17 protein-coding genes, 1 tRNA gene and 1 riboswitch are annotated in these 19,043 nt (G+C 73.0%); of the genes, 12 read left to right on the top strand and 6 right to left on the bottom strand.

What is annotated here, in order from left to right; genetic code table 11:
- Nucleotides 1-150: 150 nt before the first annotated feature.
- Genes ACGFXC_RS03455 through ACGFXC_RS03445 form a run of 3 tightly spaced genes read left to right on the top strand, consistent with a single transcriptional unit; the run spans nucleotide 151 to nucleotide 2,983 of the window.
- Nucleotides 151-999 carry a carbohydrate ABC transporter permease gene (locus tag ACGFXC_RS03455; protein ID WP_393709010.1) on the top strand — a complete coding sequence of 283 codons (849 nt, stop codon included), beginning with the start codon at nucleotides 151-153 and terminating at the stop codon, nucleotides 997-999.
- A complete protein-coding gene (locus ACGFXC_RS03450) occupies nucleotides 996-1,937 on the top strand; it encodes a carbohydrate ABC transporter permease (RefSeq protein ID WP_393709008.1) in 942 nt (313 codons plus the stop codon). Before ACGFXC_RS03455 ends, ACGFXC_RS03450 begins: the two co-directional genes overlap by 4 nt.
- Nucleotides 1,934-2,983 carry a hydroxyacid dehydrogenase gene (locus tag ACGFXC_RS03445; protein ID WP_393709006.1) on the top strand — a complete coding sequence of 350 codons (1,050 nt, stop codon included), beginning with the start codon at nucleotides 1,934-1,936 and terminating at the stop codon, nucleotides 2,981-2,983. Before ACGFXC_RS03450 ends, ACGFXC_RS03445 begins: the two co-directional genes overlap by 4 nt.
- Here the strand turns inward: ACGFXC_RS03445 and ACGFXC_RS03440 are convergent.
- Nucleotides 2,971-3,777 (bottom strand): sugar phosphate isomerase/epimerase family protein, encoded by an 807-nt coding sequence (locus ACGFXC_RS03440; protein ID WP_393709005.1) that lies wholly within the window; start codon nucleotides 3,775-3,777, stop codon nucleotides 2,971-2,973. The genes ACGFXC_RS03445 and ACGFXC_RS03440 overlap by 13 nt on opposite strands.
- Complete coding sequence (locus tag ACGFXC_RS03435; RefSeq protein WP_393709004.1) at nucleotides 3,774-4,850, bottom strand: LacI family DNA-binding transcriptional regulator; 1,077 nt, start codon at nucleotides 4,848-4,850, stop codon at nucleotides 3,774-3,776. Before ACGFXC_RS03435 ends, ACGFXC_RS03440 begins: the two co-directional genes overlap by 4 nt.
- Nucleotides 4,851-5,050: 200 nt before the next feature.
- On the opposite strand from ACGFXC_RS03435, the gene ACGFXC_RS03430 reads away from it, so the two are divergent.
- From ACGFXC_RS03430 to ACGFXC_RS03395, 8 genes are all read left to right on the top strand, one after another.
- A complete protein-coding gene (locus ACGFXC_RS03430) occupies nucleotides 5,051-6,202 on the top strand; it encodes a Gfo/Idh/MocA family protein (RefSeq protein ID WP_393709003.1) in 1,152 nt (383 codons plus the stop codon).
- Nucleotides 6,199-7,359 carry a dihydrodipicolinate synthase family protein gene (locus tag ACGFXC_RS03425; protein ID WP_393709001.1) on the top strand — a complete coding sequence of 387 codons (1,161 nt, stop codon included), beginning with the start codon at nucleotides 6,199-6,201 and terminating at the stop codon, nucleotides 7,357-7,359. Before ACGFXC_RS03430 ends, ACGFXC_RS03425 begins: the two co-directional genes overlap by 4 nt.
- Complete coding sequence (locus tag ACGFXC_RS03420) at nucleotides 7,356-8,195, top strand: sugar phosphate isomerase/epimerase family protein (RefSeq protein WP_393708999.1); 840 nt, start codon at nucleotides 7,356-7,358, stop codon at nucleotides 8,193-8,195. Before ACGFXC_RS03425 ends, ACGFXC_RS03420 begins: the two co-directional genes overlap by 4 nt.
- Before the next feature lie 55 nt (nucleotides 8,196-8,250).
- Nucleotides 8,251-10,644: a polysaccharide lyase 8 family protein gene (locus ACGFXC_RS03415; RefSeq protein ID WP_393708997.1), complete on the top strand. Its 2,394-nt coding sequence runs from the start codon at nucleotides 8,251-8,253 to the stop codon at nucleotides 10,642-10,644.
- A 65-nt stretch (nucleotides 10,645-10,709) separates the two neighbouring features.
- Nucleotides 10,710-12,350 (top strand): N,N-dimethylformamidase beta subunit family domain-containing protein, encoded by a 1,641-nt coding sequence (locus tag ACGFXC_RS03410; protein ID WP_393708995.1) that lies wholly within the window; start codon nucleotides 10,710-10,712, stop codon nucleotides 12,348-12,350.
- A 133-nt stretch (nucleotides 12,351-12,483) separates the two neighbouring features.
- Entirely contained in the window at nucleotides 12,484-12,864 is a 381-nt protein-coding gene (locus ACGFXC_RS03405) for a VOC family protein (RefSeq protein WP_393708993.1), read from the top strand.
- A gap of 171 nt (nucleotides 12,865-13,035) precedes the next feature.
- A complete protein-coding gene (locus tag ACGFXC_RS03400; RefSeq protein ID WP_393708991.1) occupies nucleotides 13,036-13,488 on the top strand; it encodes an SRPBCC family protein in 453 nt (150 codons plus the stop codon).
- A complete protein-coding gene (locus ACGFXC_RS03395; protein WP_393708989.1) occupies nucleotides 13,488-13,916 on the top strand; it encodes a MarR family winged helix-turn-helix transcriptional regulator in 429 nt (142 codons plus the stop codon). The genes ACGFXC_RS03400 and ACGFXC_RS03395 overlap by 1 nt, the downstream gene beginning before the upstream one ends.
- A 62-nt stretch (nucleotides 13,917-13,978) precedes the next feature.
- Here ACGFXC_RS03395 and ACGFXC_RS03390 read toward each other — a convergent pair whose 3' ends face one another.
- From ACGFXC_RS03390 to ACGFXC_RS03375, 4 genes are all read right to left on the bottom strand, one after another.
- Entirely contained in the window at nucleotides 13,979-14,773 is a 795-nt protein-coding gene (locus tag ACGFXC_RS03390) for an ABC transporter ATP-binding protein (protein WP_393708987.1), read from the bottom strand.
- A complete protein-coding gene (locus ACGFXC_RS03385) occupies nucleotides 14,770-15,813 on the bottom strand; it encodes a FecCD family ABC transporter permease (protein WP_393708985.1) in 1,044 nt (347 codons plus the stop codon). Before ACGFXC_RS03385 ends, ACGFXC_RS03390 begins: the two co-directional genes overlap by 4 nt.
- A complete protein-coding gene (locus ACGFXC_RS03380; RefSeq protein ID WP_393708984.1) occupies nucleotides 15,810-16,799 on the bottom strand; it encodes an ABC transporter substrate-binding protein in 990 nt (329 codons plus the stop codon). Before ACGFXC_RS03380 ends, ACGFXC_RS03385 begins: the two co-directional genes overlap by 4 nt.
- 35 nt (nucleotides 16,800-16,834) lie before the next feature.
- Nucleotides 16,835-16,971: riboswitch (cobalamin riboswitch) on the bottom strand.
- 135 nt (nucleotides 16,972-17,106) lie between these two features.
- Nucleotides 17,107-17,183, bottom strand: a tRNA-Trp gene (locus ACGFXC_RS03375).
- 269 nt (nucleotides 17,184-17,452) lie between these two features.
- On the opposite strand from ACGFXC_RS03375, the gene ACGFXC_RS03370 reads away from it, so the two are divergent.
- A complete protein-coding gene (locus ACGFXC_RS03370; protein WP_393708982.1) occupies nucleotides 17,453-19,021 on the top strand; it encodes a GMC oxidoreductase in 1,569 nt (522 codons plus the stop codon).
- Nucleotides 19,022-19,043: the final 22 nt, after the last annotated feature.

Below are 19,043 nucleotides of genomic sequence, written 5' to 3'. Positions count from 1 at the left end.
CACGGGCCCGGCCCCGCCTCCGCGGCCGGTACGCCCCCCGGGCCCGGCGCGGCGCCGTCGCCCGCGCCCCGCAGCGGGGTCCTCCGGAGTTCCGGTCCCGGCGGGCGGCCGTCGGCCGGGCCCCGCCCGGCCCGGGCCGCCGGCTGGTTCATGGCCCCCTTCTTCCTGCTCTTCGCCCTCGTCACCGTCGCCCCCATCGGCTACGCCGGCTACCTCAGCCTCTTCCACGACGAGCAGTCCGGGCTCGGTTTCGGCGGCACCCGCAGGGTCTTCAGCGGACTCGGGAACTACGCCGCCGCCCTCAGCGATCCCGTCTTCCTCGCCTCCTTCCGCCACATCGCCCTCTATTGCGTCCTCTACGTCCCCCTCATGGTCGGCGGCGCCCTGCTCCTCGCTCTGCTCCTCGATTCCGCCCTCGCCCGCGCCCGCCGCTTCTTCCAGATCGCCTTCTACCTGCCGCACGCCGTCCCCGGTCTGATCGCCGCCATGCTGTGGCTCTACCTCTACACACCGGGCCTCAGCCCGGTCCTGTCCGTCCTCGACACCGCGGGCCTGTCCTGGAACTTCTTCGGGCGCGACGAGGCCCTGCTCTCGGTGGTCAACATCTCGGCCTGGCAGTGGATGGGATACAACATGATCATCTTCTTCGCGGGCCTCCAGGCCGTACCCCGCGAAACCCTGGAGGCGGCCGCCCTCGACGGCGCCGGAGCCCTGCGCACCGCCTTCCAGGTCAAGGTGCCCGCCATCCGGCCCACCCTCGTCCTGACCGTCCTGTTCACCTGCGTCGGCGCCGTACAGCTCTTCGACGCACCGCAGTTGCTGCAACTCCGGGCGACCGAGATGGGCGAGTCCTGGTCCCCGACCATGTACGTCTTCAGCGCCGCGTTCAAGGGACACGACTACGGGCTCGCCGCCGCGAGCGCCCTGCTCCTCGCCCTGGTCGCGGGCGCCGCGTCCTACGTCGTGACCGCCCTCGGCAACCGCTGGAGGTCCGCATGACCACCACCGCCACCCGTACCCCTTCGGGCCCGGCCGGCCCCGCCCCCCGGCCCGTGCCCGGCCCGGGCCACGGACCCGCTCCCACGAAAGCGGCCGCCCGCACCCGCGCCGCGCTCTCCCGCACCGCCGTCAACGCCGCACTCGCCCTCGTGGCCGCGTACACCCTGCTGCCCCTGGCCTGGCTGGTGCTCGCCGCCACCAAGAGCCGCCGGGACCTCTTCGCCACCGCCCCCTACTCCCCCGGCGAGTTCCACCTCTTCGACAACCTCGCCGAGCTCTTCACCTACGGCGACGGCATCTTCGGACGCTGGCTCGGCAACAGCCTCCTCTACACCGTCCTCGGTTCGACCGCGTCCGCCCTCATCAGCGTGGCCTGCGGATACGCCTTCCACGCGTACGAGTTCCGGCACAAGGAGGCGCTCTTCGCCGTCGTCCTCGCCGGGGTCCTCGTCCCCGCGACCGTCCTACAGCTCCCCCTCTATCTGATGGCCTCCGCCGCCGGCGCCGTGAACACCTACGCCGCCTACCTGGTGCCCGCGCTCGTCAGCCCCTTCGGCGTCTACCTGGCCCGGGTCTTCGCCGAGGGGTACGTCCCCGACGAGGTCCTCGCCGCCGCCCGGGTCGACGGTGCGGGTGAACTCCGCGTCTTCACGCACGTGTCGTTCCCCATGCTGTGGCCGGGCTTTGTGACGATCTTCCTGTTCACCTTCACGGGCATCTGGAACAACTTCTACGGCGCGCTGACCATGCTGAGCGACGAGCGGCTCTACCCCGTGAGTCTCGGCCTGTTCATGTGGAACCGCAGCGTCTACCAGCAGCCCGAGCTCTACCCGCTGGTGATCACCGGTTCGCTCGTCTCCGTCGTCCCGCTGGTGCTCGCCTTCCTCGGCCTCCAGCGCTTCTGGCGCTCGGGTCTCACCGCAGGAGCCGTCAAGTGACCCACCACCCCACCGCCGCCCCGGCACGCGCCTCCCGGCCCGCAACGGTGCTCGCCATGAGCCCCGGCACCCGGGACGCCGTCCTCAGCCCCCGGATCCTGCCCGGACTCCTGCGGGTCGCCGACGTGGACCCCGGTCTGCTGCTCACCACCTTCGACGTACCGGACGGCGCCCGGCTCGATGGCGTACTGGCCCGCGCCGAAGTGCTGTTCACCGGCTGGGGGTGCCCGCCGCTGGACGAGGAAGCGCTGCGCCGCATGCCCCGGCTGCGGGCCGTCGTCCACGCCGCCGGGAGCGTCAAGCACCATGTGACGGACGCCTGCTGGAAGCGGGGCCTGCTGGTCTCCAGCGCGGCCGCCGCCAATGCGCTGCCGGTCGCCGAGTACACGCTCGCCGCGATCCTGTTCGCCAACAAGCGGGTGCTGGAGTCCGCGCACGCCTACCGCGCCGCACGCGGGCCGGTCGACCCGCTGCACCGCTATCCGCGGGCAGGCAACTACCGCAAGACCGTCGGCCTGATCGGCGCCTCCCTGATCGGTCGGCGGGTACTGGAGCTGCTGCGCCCCTTCGACCTGCGCGTCCTCGTCAACGATCCGTACGCCGACCCCGCCGAGGTCGCGGCCCTCGACGGGGAGTTGTGCTCCCTCGACGAACTGCTGCGCCGCAGTCATGTGGTGAGCCTGCACGCCCCCTCCCTCCCTCAGACCCGTCACCTGCTCGACTCCTCCCGGCTGGGCCTGATGCCCGACGGAGCCACACTGATCAACACGGCACGCGGCTCGCTCGTCGACACGGCAGCCCTGACCGAGGAACTGGTCTCCGGACGGCTGCACGCCGTGCTCGATCACACCGAGCCCGAGGTACTGCCCGCCACCTCACCGCTGTTCAACCTGCCGAACGTCCTGCTCACCCCCCACGTGGCGGGCTCCCTGGGCGGTGAGCTGGACCGTCTGGCGGCGACCGCCGTGGAGGAACTGGAACGGTACGCGCGGGGCCTGCGCTTCCGGCACGCCGTGGACCCGGGCCGCCTCGCCTACTCCGCCTGACGGCCACCCCCCGCCGACCGCTCCAGCGACTCCAGGTGCTCCCGGCCCCGCGCGAGCTGTCCCGCCAGCTCGGCGGCATCCGGATACCAGCGCTTCTCGTACTCCCAGCACAGCCATCCCCCCGTCGGAGCCTGGGCCACCGCCTCGGCGAGCGGCAGTACCCCGGCGCCCAGCCCGAGCGGCGTCAGGTCACGCGCGGACGCCACGTCCTTCACCTGGAGGTATCCGAGGTGCTCCCCCAGCAACCGTCTGGACTCATCGGCCGGTTCGCCCCCCAGCCAGGTGTGCAGCACGTCCCACAGCGCACCCGCCCCCGGGTGCCCGACCGCGTCCAGCACCCGGCCGGCGGCCCTCCCGGTCCGGTGGGAGTCATGGGTTTCGAGCAGGATCCGCACCCCGTGCCGGGCGGCGAACGGCGCCGCCTCGCGCAGCCGCCGGACGGCGTGGACGTCGGCCGCGGGCCCGGGCAGCTCACCGCCCCCGGGGAAGACCCGTACGTAGGGGGCTTCGAGGTCGGCGGCGAGCCGGACCAGGGCCCGCAGCTCCGCCAGGACCGGCCCGTCCTCGCCGGACGCCGCCACCCGCGCGTAGCCCGCCACCGCGAGCACGCTCCCCCCGGCGTCGGTGACCTCCCGCAGCGCTGCCACCCGGTCCCCGCGCGGACTCCCCGGGTGCAGCGCCTCCTCGGGGTGCGCCCGCAGTTCGAGGCCGTCGTACCCGTGCTCGGCGGCCAGGCCCGCGCTGGTGGCGAGGGTCGCACCCGGCAGGCCGAGGGTGGAGAAGGCGTACCTCACGGTGTCCTCCGGCCGGCCGGGGGCGGGGCGGTGGAGCCGCGCACCATGAGTTCGGTGGGCAGGGTCGTGATGCCGCCGGGCGGCAGCGTCCGCCTGCCGGTCACCAGCTGCGCCGCGAGCACTCCCGCCTCGCGCAGCAGCACCCGTACGGTGGTCAGCGCGGGAGCGGTGTCCACGGCGAACGGCAGGTCGTCGAACCCGGCGACGGACACGTCCTCCGGAATGCGCAGACCCGCCTCGCGCAAGGCGGCGGCGGCGCCGGCCGCCACCGTGTCGTTGGCCGCCGCCACAGCGGTGAAGGGTCGCCCCCGGCGCAGCAGTTCGCGGGTGGCGTCATAACCGGCGGCGCGCTCGAATCCGGCATGGACGGTGAGCGCGGCGCAGGCGTCGAGGACCGCCGGCTCATGGCGGTTCAGGGCCGTCCGGTGGCCCGCGAGCCGCTCCCGGGTCGTGCTCAGTCCGGGCGGTCCGGCCAGGTAGGCGATGTCGCGGTGACCGAGTGTCAGGAGATGCTCGGCGAGGTGGAAGGCGCCTCCGTGGTCGTCGAACACGACGGTGGCGACCGGTGGTCCGGGACGCAGGGGCAGCGGTGGGCGCCCGCACAGGACCACCGGTGCTCCGGTGGCCGCTATCCGGGAGATCCGGGCGGCGAGCGCGAGGGTGTGCTCCGGTTCCTCCACGGCGCCGCCCGTCAGGACGACGCCGCCGGCCCGTTGGCCCTCCAGCAGCCCGAGGTAGGCCAGCTCGGCCGCGGGATCTCCTCCGGTGTTGCACACCACGGCCAGCCTGCGCGCCTCGGCGGGGCCGGTGGGGTCCAGCGCGCTCTGCAGGGAGCCGGCGAGGATGCCGAAGAAGCTGTCGGCGATGTCATGGACGAGGACTCCGACGAGGTCGGAGGTGGCGGCGGCCAGTGCGCGCGCGGGGCCGTTGGCGATGTAGCCGAGTTCCTCGACGGCCCGTTCCACGCGGGTGCGGGTGCCGCCCGCGACCGGGTATCCGCCGTTGAGTACGCGCGAGACCGTGGCGGGCGATACGCCCGCCCGTGCCGCGACCTCGGTCAGGGTGACTGCCATCTCGAACCCCCTCCTGCCGGGCCCCGCTGTCGGTCCCGCCGTCGTGTCATCCGTGTGTGGATCTCCAGTGTGCCTGATTAAGAAAGCGCTTTCTATCGCTCGAACGGGTGTTGTGCGGGCGAGACTTGCGGCCCTAATCTGACGGACAGAAAGCGCTTTCTATCGTGAGGAAAACGAGCCGGACGAAGGACGTGGACAGCATGGAACGCAGGACGATCAAGATCGCGATGAACGGCGTGACCGGGCGGATGGGCTACCGCCAGCATCTGGTCCGCTCCCTGCTGGCGCTGCGCGAACAGGGCGGCCTGGACCTCGGCGACGGGACGGTGCTGTGGCCGGAGCCGGTGCTCGTCGGGCGCAGGGAGGGCGCGCTGCGCGCCATCGCCGAGCGGCACGGCCTGGACCACTTCAGCACCGACCTCACCGCCGTACTGGCCGATCCCGGGGTGGAGGTCTATTTCGACGCCCAGGTGACCTCCGCCAGGGAGGCCGCGGTCCGCGAGGCCCTGGCGGCCGGCAAACACGTGTACTGCGAGAAGCCCACGGCCCTGACCTTCGAGTCCGCGCGGGAGCTGGCCCGGCTGGCGGCCGCCACCGGGGTCAAGCACGGAGTGGTGCAGGACAAGCTGTTCCTGCCCGGCCTGCTCAAGCTGCGAAGGCTGGTCGAGAGCGGGTTCTTCGGAGAGGTCCTCTCCGTTCGGGGGGAGTTCGGCTACTGGGTCTTCGAGGGCGACGGGCAGCGGGCCCAGCGCCCTTCCTGGAACTACCGCCGGCAGGACGGCGGGGGCATCGTCGCCGACATGTTCCCGCACTGGGAGTACCTGCTGCACGAACTGTTCGGCCGGGTCAGCACCGTGCAGGCACTCACCCGGACGCACATCGGCCGGCGCTGGGACGAGGAGGGCAAACCCTACGAGGCCACCGCCGACGACGCCGCCTACGGGATCTTCGAGCTGGAGGGCGGGACGGTCGCCCAGATCAACTCCTCCTGGACCGTGCGGGTGCACCGCGACGAGCTGGTGGAGTTCCAGGTGGACGGAACGCACGGTTCGGCGGTGGCGGGCCTGCGCGGCTGCCGGATCCAGCACCGCGCGACGACTCCGAAGCCGGTGTGGAATCCGGATCTGGCGCAGACCGAGCCGTTCCGGGCCCAGTGGCAGGAGGTACCGGACAACGACCCCGCCGACAACGGCTTCAAGGCCCAGTGGGAGCTCTTCCTGCGCCACGTCGTGCGGGACGAGCCCTGGCACTGGGATCTGCTGGCGGGGGCGCGGGGAGTACAGCTGGCGGAGCTCGGGCTGCGATCCGCGGCCGAGGGACGCAGGATGCCGGTGCCCGAGGTGGCGCTGTGAACGCCATCCGGCTCCCCGCCCAGGACGGCGGATTCCGCCTGCACCACCCGTCGACCGATCCACTGGGCCCGTTCACCTGCGCCCCGGCCCACAGCCGTACCTTCCATGCGGCCGCCCATGTGGCCGCCGTGCCGTCCTCCGCTTCCGGGGCGGGCGGTCCGGTGGTCGACTGGGAGGCGACGCTGGCCTTCCGGCACCGCCTGTGGGGACTGGGGCTCGGGGTCGCGGAGGCCATGGACACCGCCCAGCGGGGCATGGGCCTGGACTGGCCCGGGGCGGCGGAACTGATCAGGCGCTCGGCAGCCGAGGCCCGGGCGGTGGGAGGCCGGATCGTCTGTGGTGCGGGCACCGACCAGCTGTCCGCGGGCCGCGTGCACTCCCTCGCGGAGGTCACCGCCGCGTACGAGGAACAGCTCGCGTTCGTCGAGTCCTGCGGTGCGGGAGCCGTCCTGATGGCCTCCCGCGCCCTGGTCTCGGCGGCCCGCGCCCCCGAGGACTACCTGGAGGTGTACGGCGGGCTCCTGCGGCAGAGCGCGCGGCCGGTCGTACTGCACTGGCTGGGGCCGGTGTTCGACCCCGGGCTGGCCGGCTACTGGGGCCACGACGACCTCGACGACGCCACCGACCTCGTGCTCAAGCTCATCGCCGAGCATCCGGCGAAGGTGGACGGCATCAAGATCTCGCTGTTGGACGCGGACCGGGAGACCGGGCTCAGACGCCGACTGCCGGCGGGCGTGCGCTGCTACACGGGGGACGACCACCACTATCCGCAGCTGATCGCCGGGGACGGGGAGCTCGCCAGCGACGCCCTGCTGGGCGTCTTCGATCCGATCGCGCCGCTCGCCGCGCGGGCGGCGCTGGCCCTCGACCGGGGGGACGGCGCCGGGTTCCGGGAACTGCTCGATCCCACCGTGGCATTGGCCCGGCACCTGTTCGCCCCGCCGACGCGGAACTACAAGACGGGGATCGTCCTGCTGGCCTGGCTGGCGGGGTACCAGGAGCACTTCACCCTGCTGGGCGGCCTGGAGTCGGCCCGCTCGCTGCCCCACCTGGCGACGGCGTACGAGCGGGCCGACCTCTTGGGCCTGTTCCCCGATCCGGAGCTCGCGGCCGACCGGATGCGCCGGCTCCTCGCGGAGCACGGAGCGGCCTCGTGACCGGGGCGGCGGCGCCCGCGCGGCTGAGCCTCAACCAGGAGACGGTCCGGCAGTGGTCCGTGCCCGAGCTGGTGGCCGGGTGCGCGGACGCCGGGGTGGGCACGGTGGGCCTGTGGCGGGATCCCGTCCGCCGGTTCGGGGTGCGGGAGACGGCGAAGCTGGTCGCGGACGCCGGGCTGCGCGTCAGCTCCCTGTGCCGCGGCGGGTTCTTCACGGCCGCCGACCCTGCCGGGCGGGCGGCCGCCGTGGAGGACAACCGGCGGGCCGTCGAGGAGGCGGCCGCACTCGGGTCGGACACCCTGGTCCTGGTCTCGGGCGGGCTGGCGCCGGGCGAGCGCGACCTCTTCGAGGCCCGGCGCAGGATCGTCGGCGTGCTGGGTGAGCTGGTTCCCTGGGCGGCGGAGCACGGGGTACGGCTGGGGATCGAACCGCTGCATCCGATGTTCGCGGCGGACCGCTGCGTGGTCTCCACCCTGGGACAGGCCCTGGAGATCGCCGAACAGTTCCCCGCACACCAGGTGGGCGTGGTGGCCGACTCCTACCACCTGTGGTGGGACGAGCGGTTGGCGGCGGAGCTGCGGCGGGCGGGCGAGGCCGGCCGGATCGTGTCCGTACAGGTCGCCGACTGGGTGACGCCCCTGCCCGAGGGCGTGCTGCTGGGGCGGGGACAGCTGGGTGACGGCTGCGTCGACCTGCGGGCCTTTCGCGAGATGGCCGACGCGGCGGGCTACCGGGGGCCGGTGGAGGTGGAGATCTTCGCTCCGGCGCTGTGGGCCCGGGACGGCCGGGAGGTCCTCCGGGAGGTGATCGACCGCTACCGCGAGCACGTCGAATGAGCGAGTGGACGGCCGGGCCGACCGGGTCGGCAGGGAATCGGACAAGGAGCATGCGATGACAGAAGAGTGGAGTCGGCGCGCCTTCCTCTCCGCCGCGGGCACGGGCGCCCTGCTGCTGGGCACGCCCGCGGGCCGGGCGGTGGCCGGGACCGGGGAGGGGGAGTACGCGGCCCTGCGCGCCGTGTGGCGGGACCTGGTCCTCGGAAGCGGGTTCTCCGCCGCCGTCGAACCGTTCCGTTCGCGGCTGGCCGAGCTCGGCGAGCGGACCCGGGGCTGGCTCACGGCGATGGCCCCGGCGCCCGGAACGCTCTGGCCCGATCTGGGCTTCGCGACGGACCCCGAGATGCTCATGCAGAGCTACTACCGGCTGCGGACCATGACGGAGGCCTACGTCCGGCCGGGCACCGGCCTCACCGGTGACGCCGCCCTGCTGTCCGCGCTGCTGACCGGTCTCGACCATCTCCACGGCCAGGCCTACCACGCGGGCCAGGTCCGGTACGGAAACTGGTTCTGCTGGCAGATCGGCGCACCGCAGGCCCTGCTGGACGTGTGCGTCCTGCTGTACGAGGTGGTGCCGGCGGCGCGGCTCGCCGCGTACTGCGCAGCCGTGGACCACTTCGTGCCGGACTCCGCGGTGGCGGTGTACGGCGGGACGAGCACGGGGGCGAACCGCGTCGACCTGTGCCGGGTACTGGCGCTGCGCGGGGTGGTCGGGGAGGATCCCGCGAAGCTGGCCCTGGCCCGGGACGCCCTGTCGCCGGTCTTCCCGTACGTGACCTCGGGGGACGGGCTCTACCGCGACGGGTCGTTCGTCCAGCACAGCTGGGTGCCGTACACCGGGACGTACGGCGCGGTGCTGCTGGGCGGTCTGGGTCTGCTGTTCGCCCTGCTCGGGGGAACCGCGTGGCGGGTCACGGATCCCGGGGCCCAGATCGTCTTCGACGCGGTGGAGCGGGCCTGGGCGCCCTTCCTGTTCAACGGCCTGGTGATGGACTGCGTGTCCGGGCGGGCGGTCAGCCGGGGCGTCTCCGTCTCGGACCCGCTCGGGGTGCAGCAGGACGACCACACCCGGGGGCACGCCGTACTGGCGGCCGTCCTGCTGCTCGCCGAAGGGGCCGGCCCGGCGCAGCGGGTGCGCTGGCGCGGGCTGGTGAAGGGGTGGTCGGCCCGGGACTACTACGGCCGCCCCCTCGCCGACCGGAGCCTCGGTCTGGCCTCGCTGGCCCGGCTGGCCTCGCTGGAGGCCGACGCCTCGGCCGCGGCGCTGCCCGAGCCCGTCGGGCACCGGCTGTTCTCCTCGATGGACCGGGCCGTGCACCGCAGACCGGAGTGGGCGGCCTCCCTGTCGCTGGCGTCGCGGCGCATCGCCCACTACGAGACGGGAAACGGGGAGCACCTGCGCGGGTGGCACACCGGCAGCGGAATGCTCTCCTGGTGGGGGGCCTCGTACGGCAACGGCCAGTACGCGGACGCGTTCTGGCCCACGGTCGACCCGTACCGGCTGCCCGGCACGACCGTGGTGCGCAAGGCGCTGGCCGACGGCGCGGGCGGAGACTGGGGTGCCGCCCGGCCCGACGCCACCTGGGTGGGCGGGAGCACGGACGGGGAGTTCGCTTCGGTGGGCCAGCACCTGAGGGGTCTGGGCAGCACCCTCCAGGCCCGGAAGTCCTGGTTCTTCCTCGCCGACACGGTGGTCTGTCTGGGGGCCGGGATCCGCGCCTCGGACGGTGCGGTGGTCGAGACGGTCGTCGACAACCGCAATCTGGGGGCGTCCGGAACCCACGCCCTGACCGTGAACGCTGCCGTGCAGCCGTCGGCGCCGGGCTGGTCCGGGGTGTTCCAGGCGCCCGGATGGGCCCATCTCGCGGGGTTCGGAGGGTACGTCCTGCACGGGCCGGGCACGGTCAGGGCGCTTCGTCAGGCGCGCACCGGCCGTTGGAGCGAGGTGAACCGGGGCAGTTCCACGACCGCCCTGACGCGGCGCTACGTCACGCTCTGGTACGACCACGGCACGGACCCGTCGGGCGCCGGATACGCGTACCAGATGCTGCCGGGGGCCAGTGCGGCCCAGACCGCGGCGCGGGCCGCCGCGCCGGGGTGGCTGACCGTCCTGGCCAACGGGGAGACGGTCCAGGGGGTGTCGGTGGCCTCCCTCGGGTTCACCGGCGTCAACTTCTGGCAGTCCGGCTCGGCGGGGCCGCTGGCGGCGAGTGCCCCGTGCTCGGTCACGGTGCGGGAGGGCGCCGACGGTACCGCGACGGTGTCCGTGGCGGATCCGCCCCGGGCCGCGACGGCGCTGACGGTGACGTGGAACCGGCCCGTCGCGGGGGTCCTGTCGCGGCCCGCGAGTCTGGTCTCGGCGGCCACCGGGTCACGGCTGCGGCTGGACTTCGGTGACCTGACGGGTACGGCCGGGGCGGGCCAGGAGGTGGTGGTGCGGCTCGGGTGATCCGGCGGGCGGTGCGGTTGCGGGGTGGTTCGAGGTGGGGAGTGAGCATGACATAGCGTGCGCGCATGGATCAGGAGCACATAGCCGGCGCGGCCGAGGACGCGGGCGACGGCGTCGACGTCGGCACGGGCAGGCGGCGTTTCCTCGCCGTCGCGACGGGCGCGGCCACGGTCGCGGGGCTCGGCGCCGTCGCGGGCTGCGGTTCGGGCGGGGGCGGCGGCGCGGCGCAGGGATCCGGGGCCGGGCAGGGACGCGGGCCGGGCGGCGGACCGTCGGCGCCGGTCACGGCCGGTTTCGACGTCGCGGCGGAGAACGCCCGGCCCGGGAACGCCGACTGGCAGGTGACCACAGCAGGTCCGGCCCGCGCCGTCGAGGGGTTCGCGGACCGGGTGAGCGTCCTGCCCGGCGAGTCCTTCGGCCTCCACGTGTCGACCACCGCACCCCGTTTCACCGTCTCCGCCTACCGGATGGGCTGGTACGGCGGGGCGCGGGCCCGGCTGGTCTGGCGGTCGGAGGCGTTGCCGGGCGTGCGCCAGCCCGGGCACACCGTGGACTCCGGGACCAGGATGGTCCGTACGCGGTGGCCGCGTACCGCCTCCGTGGACACCAAGGGCTGGCCGGAGGGCTGCTACCTGCTGCGCCTCGACGCCCAGGGCGGCGAGGGCCAGCGGTTCGTCCCGCTCACCGTCCGTTCGGCGGCGACGACGGGACGGACGGTGGCGGTCAACGCGGTGGCGACCTGGCAGGCGTACAACCGGTGGGGCGGCTACGGAAGTTACGACGGCCCGAGCGGCGGTTACGCCTCGCGTTCGCTCGCCGTGACCTTCGACCGGCCGTACGAGTACGACGACGGGGCGGGCCTCTTCCTCGTGTACGAGGCCCCGCTGATCGCACTGGCCGAGCGGCTCGGGATCCCCCTGGCGTACGCGACGACCACGGACGTGGCGCGGGAGAAACGGCTGCTGGAGGGGGCGACGGCGGTGCTCTCGCTCGGCCACGACGAGTACTGGTCGCCGGAGCAGCGCGCCCACTTCACGGCGGCCCGGGACGCGGGCACGAACATCGCGGTCCTGGGTGCCAACTGCTGCTTCCGCCGGATCCGGCTGGAGGACTCGGATCTCGGGCCGGACCGCACGGTGGTCTGCTACAAGTCCTCGTACGACCAGGACCCCGGATTCAAGCGGGGTCACCCGGCCACGGTGGACTTCCGCTCGGCGCCCGCCGCCGACCCGGAGAGCTCGCTGCTCGGCGTGATCTACGACGGGTACCCGGTGGACGCCCCGTACGTGGTGACGAACCCGGGGCACTGGCTCTTCGAGGGGACGGGCGCGAAGGCCGGCGACGGTTTCGCGCACCTGGTCGGGGTGGAGTACGACAAGGTCAGCACCGGTTTCCCGACGCCCCGCCCGATCGAGATCCTGGCCCACTCCCCCGTGGTCTGCGAGGGGCGGCCCAGCCACCAGGACACGGCGTACTACACCGTGCCGAGCGGAGCGGGGGTCTTCGCGACCGGCACGATGCGGTGGGTCGAGGCCCTCGACGCGTCCGGCGACGGGCGCGGCGGCGCCAATCACGGCCTGGACGCGCGTTCCGGGGCGCTGACCAGGCGGGTGACGGAGAATCTGCTGCGGGTCTTCGCGGCGGGTCCGGCCGGGCGGACGCATCCGGCACGGGACAACGTCGACGAGGTGTACGGCCGGGCGTGACGGCCGGAGCGGCGATATCGGTGGACTTCCCCCGCGGGGTCTGTTTAGGATCACGACCGCGGCATCGCGTGTCGGTCACCGGCCGGGTGAGGCATGGAGGTGTCCGTGACGTGCCTTGCGGAGGCATTCACTCATGTCGGTCCAGCTGAACCACACCATCGTCTTCTGCCGTGACAACCGGAAGTCCGCGGCCTTCCTCGCGGACATCCTCGGCCTCGAAGTCGGCCCCGAATGGGGTCCGTTCGTTCCGGTGTCCACCACCAACGGGGTCACCCTGGACTTCGCCGTCCTCCCGGACGGGCCCATCGCGGCGCAGCACTACGCGTTCCTCGTGTCGGAGGCCGAGTTCGACACCGCCTTCGAGAAGATCCGGTCGGCGGGCATCACGCACTTCGCCGACCCGCACGGCAAGCGGCCGGGCGAGATCAACCACAACGACGGCGGCCGCGGGGTCTACTTCCCGGACCCGGACGGGCACGGGATGGAGATCATCACCCGCCCGTACGGCGGCTAGCGAAGCCCGACACCGAGGGGCCCGTGGCGCGTGCAGCGCCCCGGGCCCCTCGGCGCGTGCGCCTCGGGGGCCGCGGGACACCCCGGGGGCCCGGGCACCCCTGGACAGATAGTCTGCGCACAGATAATCTGTGGAGAGAAGATCTGACCACCGCCCGAGGGAGCACGCACCATGTGGACGTACGAGCACAGCGTCGAGACCACCGCCACCCCCGCATCGGTGTGGCGGCTCTGGGCCGACGTCGAGCGCTGGGCCGACTGGAACGACGGGGTCGAGAAGATCGAGATCGACGGACCGTTCGCGGCGGGCACGCGCATCACGATGACCCCGCCCGGCGAAGACCCCGTCCCGCTTGTCGTCTCCGAGGCCCTGGAGAACGAACTCTTCGTCGACGAGGCCCGCTTCGGCGGCCTCCTGCTGCGCACCCTGCACCGGATCGACCCGGCCGGACCGGGCCGGATCCGCGTGACCTACCGGATGGAGATCACCGGAACGGGCGCGGACGAGGCGGGCCCCGAGATCGGCCCGGGCATCACTTCCGACTGGCCGCAGACCATGTCCGCGCTGGTCGCCCTCGCGGAGCCCGCCGGGCCGCAGGCCCCGGGTGGACCGGTGGTCCGCTGATGGCGCTGCGCCCGGCCGACAGCCCCGGGTTCCTGCTCTGGCACGCCACGCTGCGCTGGCAGCGCGACATGACCGCGGCGCTGGCACCGCTCGGCCTCACCCACGTGCAGTTCGTGCTGCTCGCCTGCACCTGGTGGCTCAACTCCCAGGACGAGCAGCCCAATCAGCTGGCCCTCGCCCGTCAGGCCGGCACCGACGTGAAGATGACCTCGCAGGTACTGCGCGCCCTGGAGCAGAAGGGGCTCGTCGCGCGCGAGGTCGACCCGGCCGACACCCGGGCCAAGCGGCTGCGGGTCACCGGGGCGGGCGCCGAGCTCGCGCCCCGGGCGATCGCGGCCGTGGAACGGGCCGACGCCGCGTTCTTCGACGCGGTCCCCCTCGACCAGGCCCTCCCCCTGCTCCGGCGCCTGGCCCGGCCGGACCGCTGAACCGCTGAACCGCCGCGCACCGCGCCCCGTGACCGGAGCGCCGGGAGCGCCGGGGCGCGGGCTCAGGGCAGGTAGACGATGCTGGGGGCGCCCGTGGTCGGGTGGACGCCGATGCGCGTGCGCACGCCGTAGACCGCGGCCAGCAGGTCCTCCGTGAGCACCTCGTGCGGCGTCCCCGACGCGGCGACCCGGCCGGCCTCCAGTACGTACAGCCGGTCGCAGAACGACGCGGCGAGGTTGAGGTCGTGCAGGACCAGCAGACCGGTCGCGGGGAGCCCGCGCACCAGTCCCAGGACCTCCAGCTGGAAGCGGATGTCGAGGTGGTTCGTCGGCTCGTCCAGGGCGAGCAGGCCCGGTTCCTGGACGAGGGCGCGGGCGACGAGGGCACGTTGGCGTTCGCCGCCGGAGAGCCCGTCGAACCGCCGGTCGGCGAAGGCGGCCGCGCCGACGGTCGCCAGGGCCGCGCCGACGCGCAGGGCGTCCTGCGGGCCGTCCTGCTCCCAGAACCGCTTGTGCGGGCTACGTCCCATCGCGACGACCTCACGGACCGTCAGCCCGAGTGTGCCGCCGGCCTCCTGCGGGACCGCCGCCACCCGCCGGGCGCGTTCCTTGACGCCGAGCGAGGCCGCGTCCGCCCCGTCGAGCAGGACCCGGCCGCCGGAGGGCCGCAGGGTGCCGTAGACGCAGCGCAGCAGCGTGGTCTTGCCGCTGCCGTTCGGGCCGACCACTCCCACCGTTTCGCCGGGCCGGGCGGTGAGGTCGACGCCGTGCAGCAGGGCCTGCCCGTCGACCTCGTAACGCACGGCCTCCACGGCGAGTTCCACCGGCTTCGCCGCCGCCGGCGCGCGCCCCGTCATCCGGCCACTCCCTCGCTCCGGCCGGACCTGCGCAGCATCCACAGGAAGAACGGCCCGCCCACCAGCGCGGTGACCACGCCGACGGGTATCTCCTCGGGCGCCGCCGCCGTACGGGCGACGAGGTCGGCCAGGGTCAGGAACACGGCCCCGCCGAGCGCGGCGACGGGCAGCAGGGCCCGGTGCCCGGCGCCGACCACCATCCGGGCGGCGTGCGGAACCATCAGCCCGACGAAGCCGATCGCCCCGCTGTAGGCCACCAGCACGCCGATGACGAGGGAGGTGAGGACGAAAACGGCGGCCCGGAACCGGCCGGTGTCGAGCCCGAGGGTGTGCGCGCCCTCCTCGCCCGCGAGCAGCAGGTCGAGCGGCCGGGCCAGGGCGACGAGCAGCGCGGTGCCGGCGCACAGCGCGCCGGCGGGCAGGGCCAGTTCGTCCCAACGGGCGCCGCCGAGGCCGCCCAGGGTCCAGAAGAGCACGGAGCGGATCTGGTCGGGGCGCGCGGACAGCACGAGCACCAGGCTGGTCAGCGCGGACAGGACGTACTGCACGGCGACTCCGGCCAGGATCAGCCGGCCGGTGGTCATCGTGCCGCCGCGCCGGGCCAGCGCGTAGACGGCGACGAGCGCGGCCAGGGAGCCGGCGAACGCGGCGAGCGGCGCCCCGGCCCCGCCCGCGAACCCGGCGGCTCCCGCGCCCGCGGCGGTACCGAAGACGAGGACGAGGACGGCGCCCGCCGAGGCGCCCGAGGAGGCGCCGAGCAGGAAGGGATCGGCGAGCTGGTTGCGGACCAGGGCCTGGAGCACGGCGCCCGCGACCGCGAGCCCCGCGCCGACGACGGTCCCGAGGAGCACCCGCGGCATGCGGACGTCCCACACGATGGAGGCGAAGGCCCCGCCGCGCGCCCCGGGCCCGGCGAGCACGAGGTCGAGGACCTTCCCGGGGCCGATCCGTACGGGGCCCAGCGCGAGCCCCGCCACCGCCGACGCGGCGAGCAGAACGGCGAGCAGGACGAGGACGGTGGCGCTCCGGCGCCGCTTCACGCGGCGTCGGGGTGCAGCTGGCGGCCGAGGGACTCGACCGCGTCGGCGACGCGGACGCCGAGGACGGCGGAGGACAGCGGCAGCACGACGAAACGCTGGTTCTTGATGGCGGGAACCTGCGCCAGCGCCGGGTCGTTCAACAGGCGCCGCTTCTTGGACTCGACGGTGGTCCCGCCGTAGTCGTAGATGAGGACGACTTCGGGCCGCCGCTCGATGACCTTCTCCCACGACACGTCGCCGAAGGTGTCCTTGAGGTCGGCGAAGACGTTCGTCCCCCCGGCGAGGGCGACGATCTCGTTGCCTATGCCCTCGCCGCCCGAGGTGAAGGCGGAGCCCTCACCGGAGTCGTAGACGAAGACGGACGGCTTCGGCGCGTCCTTGACGCGTGCGGTGACGGCGTCGACCCGGCGCTGCTCGTCCCCGATGAGCGCGGCGCCGCGTTCGGGCACGCCGAAGGTCCGCGCCACCTCGGTGATCTCGGTCTTCAGCTGTGCGAGGCCGACCGGTCCGCGCGTGCAGTACTCCACGCTCAGCCGGGAGTTGATGCCGGACTTCGCCAGGGTTTCGCGGTCGCGGCCCTGCGCCTTGTCGAAGGCGCTGGCGTAGCCGCCGTACACGAAGTCGGGGTCGGCGCCGAGGAGGACCTCCTTGGACGGGTACTCCCCGGCCAGCACCTTGATCTTGTCGTAGGCGGGCCGGTAGGCGGGCAGTACCGAGTCGTCGAGGTAGGCCGTGCCCGCGATCCGGTCCTGGAGTCCGAGGGCGAGCATGATCTCGGTGGCGTGCTGGTTCATGGTGACGGCCCGCTCCGGCGGCGCCTGGAAGGTGCTGGTGACACCGCAGTTGGTGACGGTGTACGGGAATCCGGGCGCGGGCCGGGCGTCCGCGGCGGGCCGCTCCGCGCCGGCCGGTGCGCCGCAGGCGGCGAGCGGTGTCAGCAGGGCGAGGGCGGCGAGGGAGCGCAGGGCTGCGCGGGAACGCGACATGGGAAGGCCTCTCCGGGGGATCCGCGTCCCCGGTCGAAGTGAAGAGGCGGCGCGTCAGTGTCTGACTCCCGGGATCCCGTGTCGGGATCCCGGTCACAGTGGCGGGACCGCACCGGATTCGCACCGGTTTCCTGTCCTGCGCCGCCCGGACAACCCGGCCAAGTCTGCCAGATGCCGCCTTTCGCCCGGTACGCCGGTCGCCGCGCCCGCCCGCCCGCCCGTCCCGGGAGCGGGCGCCGGCCCCGGACGCGCCGGAGGCCCGCACCGGCTGGTTGCGCGCCGGTACGGGCCTCTGAGGGTCTTGCGGTGGCAGGGGCGGCAGGAGTCGAACCTGCGACCTACGGTTTTGGAGACCGTTGCTCTGGCCAGCTGAGCTACACCCCTTCGGTGGGACCAACCATGGCACGGCGCGGCCTGAAGATCCACCGAATTCGGGGGCCAGTCGGGAGAAAGCCGGGCGGCGCGGCAAGCGGAACGAGCCGGAAGTTACCTCGTCGTATGTAGTGACTTACCAAGCACTCGACAGTAGAACTTGTTCTCACTCCGTCGAGAGTGAGGAAGGTCACATGAGTGACAAAAGCCTGAACAGCAAGGTTTCCAAGGGCGTTTCACGTCGTGGATTCATCGCTGGAACTGGTTCTATTCTTGGAGCCGTGGCCCTCGCGGTCAACACCACACCGGCCCAGGCGAAAAACGCCGTCGCAGCGGCCGCGGCGAACCCCCCGATCGACTCCGGGGCCCATGTCCCGGCCCTCGTGATCGGCACCGGCTACGGCGGCTCGGTCGCCGCGCTCCGGCTCGCCCAGGCCGGGGTCGACGTGCACATGATCGAGATGGGCATGGCCTGGGACACCCCCGGCAGTGACGGCAAGATCTTCGCCAACACCACCAAGCCCGACTACCGTTCGTACTGGCTGCGCACCAAGACCAAGGCACCGCTCAGCAATTTCCTCGGCTTCCCCATCGACTCGGCCGTCCCCAAGTACACGGGCATCCTCGACGCCGAGGAGATGGGCGGGATCATCGTCTACCAGGGCCGCGGGGTCGGCGGCGGCTCGCTCGTCAACGGCGGCATGGCGGTGACGCCCAAGCGGCAGAACTTCGCCGCCATCCTGCCCTCGGTGGACGCCGACGAGATGTACAACACCTACTACCCCCGCGCCAACGCCGGTCTCGGCGTGGGCCTGATCGACCCCAACTGGTTCGAGACGGTGGACTGCTACCAGTTCGCCCGGGTCGGCCGCAAGCACGCCCAGCGCTCGGGATTCCCCTTCGTCTTCGTCCCGGACGTGTACGACTGGGACTACATGAAGCAGGAGGTGGCCGGGACCGTCCCCAAGTCCGCGGTCGCCGGCGAGATCCTCTACGGCAACAACGCCGGCAAGAAGTCCCTCCAGAAGACCTACATCGCCGCCGCGAAGGCGACCGGCAAGGTCAGCATCTCCCCACTGCACCGGGTCACCACCGTCTCCCCCTCGGGCGGTGGCGGCTACACGGTCGCCATGGAGCAGCTCGACACCACCGGTGCGGTGGTCGCCACCAAGACCGTCACCGCCGACAAGGTGTTCTTCGCGGCGGGCAGCGTGGGCACCAGCAAGCTCCTGGTCAGGCTGAAGGCCACGGGCGCGCTGGCCAACCTGAACGATGAGATCGGCAAGGGCTGGGGCGACAACGGCAACGTCATGTGCGGCCGCGCGAACCACATGTGGGACCCCACCGGCAAGGTGCAGGCCTCCATCCCCTGCGGCGGGATCGACAACTGGGACGCGGGCGGCGCCTTCGCCGAGGTGGCCCCGCTGCCGACCGGGATCGAGACGTACGCGTCCTTCTACCTCTCGATCACCAAGAACCCCAACCGGGCCCAGTTCACCTGGAACGCCGCCGCCGGCCAGGTCGAGCTGAACTGGCAGACGGCCTGGAAGCAGCCCTCGATCGACATGGCGAAGACCATCTTCGACAAGATCAACGCGAAGGAGGGGACGATCTACCGGTCCGACCTGTTCGGCCTCAACAAGGTCTGGGGCGACCACCTCACCTACCACCCGCTGGGCGGCGCGGTGCTGAACAAGGCGACCGACAACTACGGCCGGCTGCGCGGCTACACCGGCCTCTACGTGATCGACGGAGCGCTGATCCCCGGCAACACCAGCGTCAATCCGTTCGTGACGATCACGGCACTCGCCGAGCGGAACATCGAGAAGATCATCGCCACGGACCTCTGAGCGGGAAGGGACCCCGGGGCCG

Source organism: Streptomyces sp. NPDC048507 (genome assembly GCF_043199995.1).
Lineage (GTDB): Bacteria > Actinomycetota > Actinomycetes > Streptomycetales > Streptomycetaceae > Streptomyces.
Note: the sequence above shows the minus strand (reverse complement) of the source record. Positions and strands in the feature narration are given on the sequence as shown.

Coding starts and splice junctions, on each gene's coding strand:
- ACGFXC_RS03435 (WP_393709004.1), bottom strand. CDS start 4,850: ATGGCAGTCACCCTGACCGAGGTCGCGGCACGGGCGGGCGTATCGCCC.
- ACGFXC_RS03380 (WP_393708984.1), bottom strand. CDS start 16,799: ATGTCGCGTTCCCGCGCAGCCCTGCGCTCCCTCGCCGCCCTCGCCCTG.
- ACGFXC_RS03410 (WP_393708995.1), top strand. CDS start 10,710: ATGGATCAGGAGCACATAGCCGGCGCGGCCGAGGACGCGGGCGACGGC.
- ACGFXC_RS03455 (WP_393709010.1), top strand. CDS start 151: ATGGCCCCCTTCTTCCTGCTCTTCGCCCTCGTCACCGTCGCCCCCATC.
- ACGFXC_RS03430 (WP_393709003.1), top strand. CDS start 5,051: ATGGAACGCAGGACGATCAAGATCGCGATGAACGGCGTGACCGGGCGG.
- ACGFXC_RS03415 (WP_393708997.1), top strand. CDS start 8,251: ATGACAGAAGAGTGGAGTCGGCGCGCCTTCCTCTCCGCCGCGGGCACG.
- ACGFXC_RS03450 (WP_393709008.1), top strand. CDS start 996: ATGACCACCACCGCCACCCGTACCCCTTCGGGCCCGGCCGGCCCCGCC.
- ACGFXC_RS03405 (WP_393708993.1), top strand. CDS start 12,484: ATGTCGGTCCAGCTGAACCACACCATCGTCTTCTGCCGTGACAACCGG.
- ACGFXC_RS03390 (WP_393708987.1), bottom strand. CDS start 14,773: ATGACGGGGCGCGCGCCGGCGGCGGCGAAGCCGGTGGAACTCGCCGTG.
- ACGFXC_RS03395 (WP_393708989.1), top strand. CDS start 13,488: ATGGCGCTGCGCCCGGCCGACAGCCCCGGGTTCCTGCTCTGGCACGCC.
- ACGFXC_RS03400 (WP_393708991.1), top strand. CDS start 13,036: ATGTGGACGTACGAGCACAGCGTCGAGACCACCGCCACCCCCGCATCG.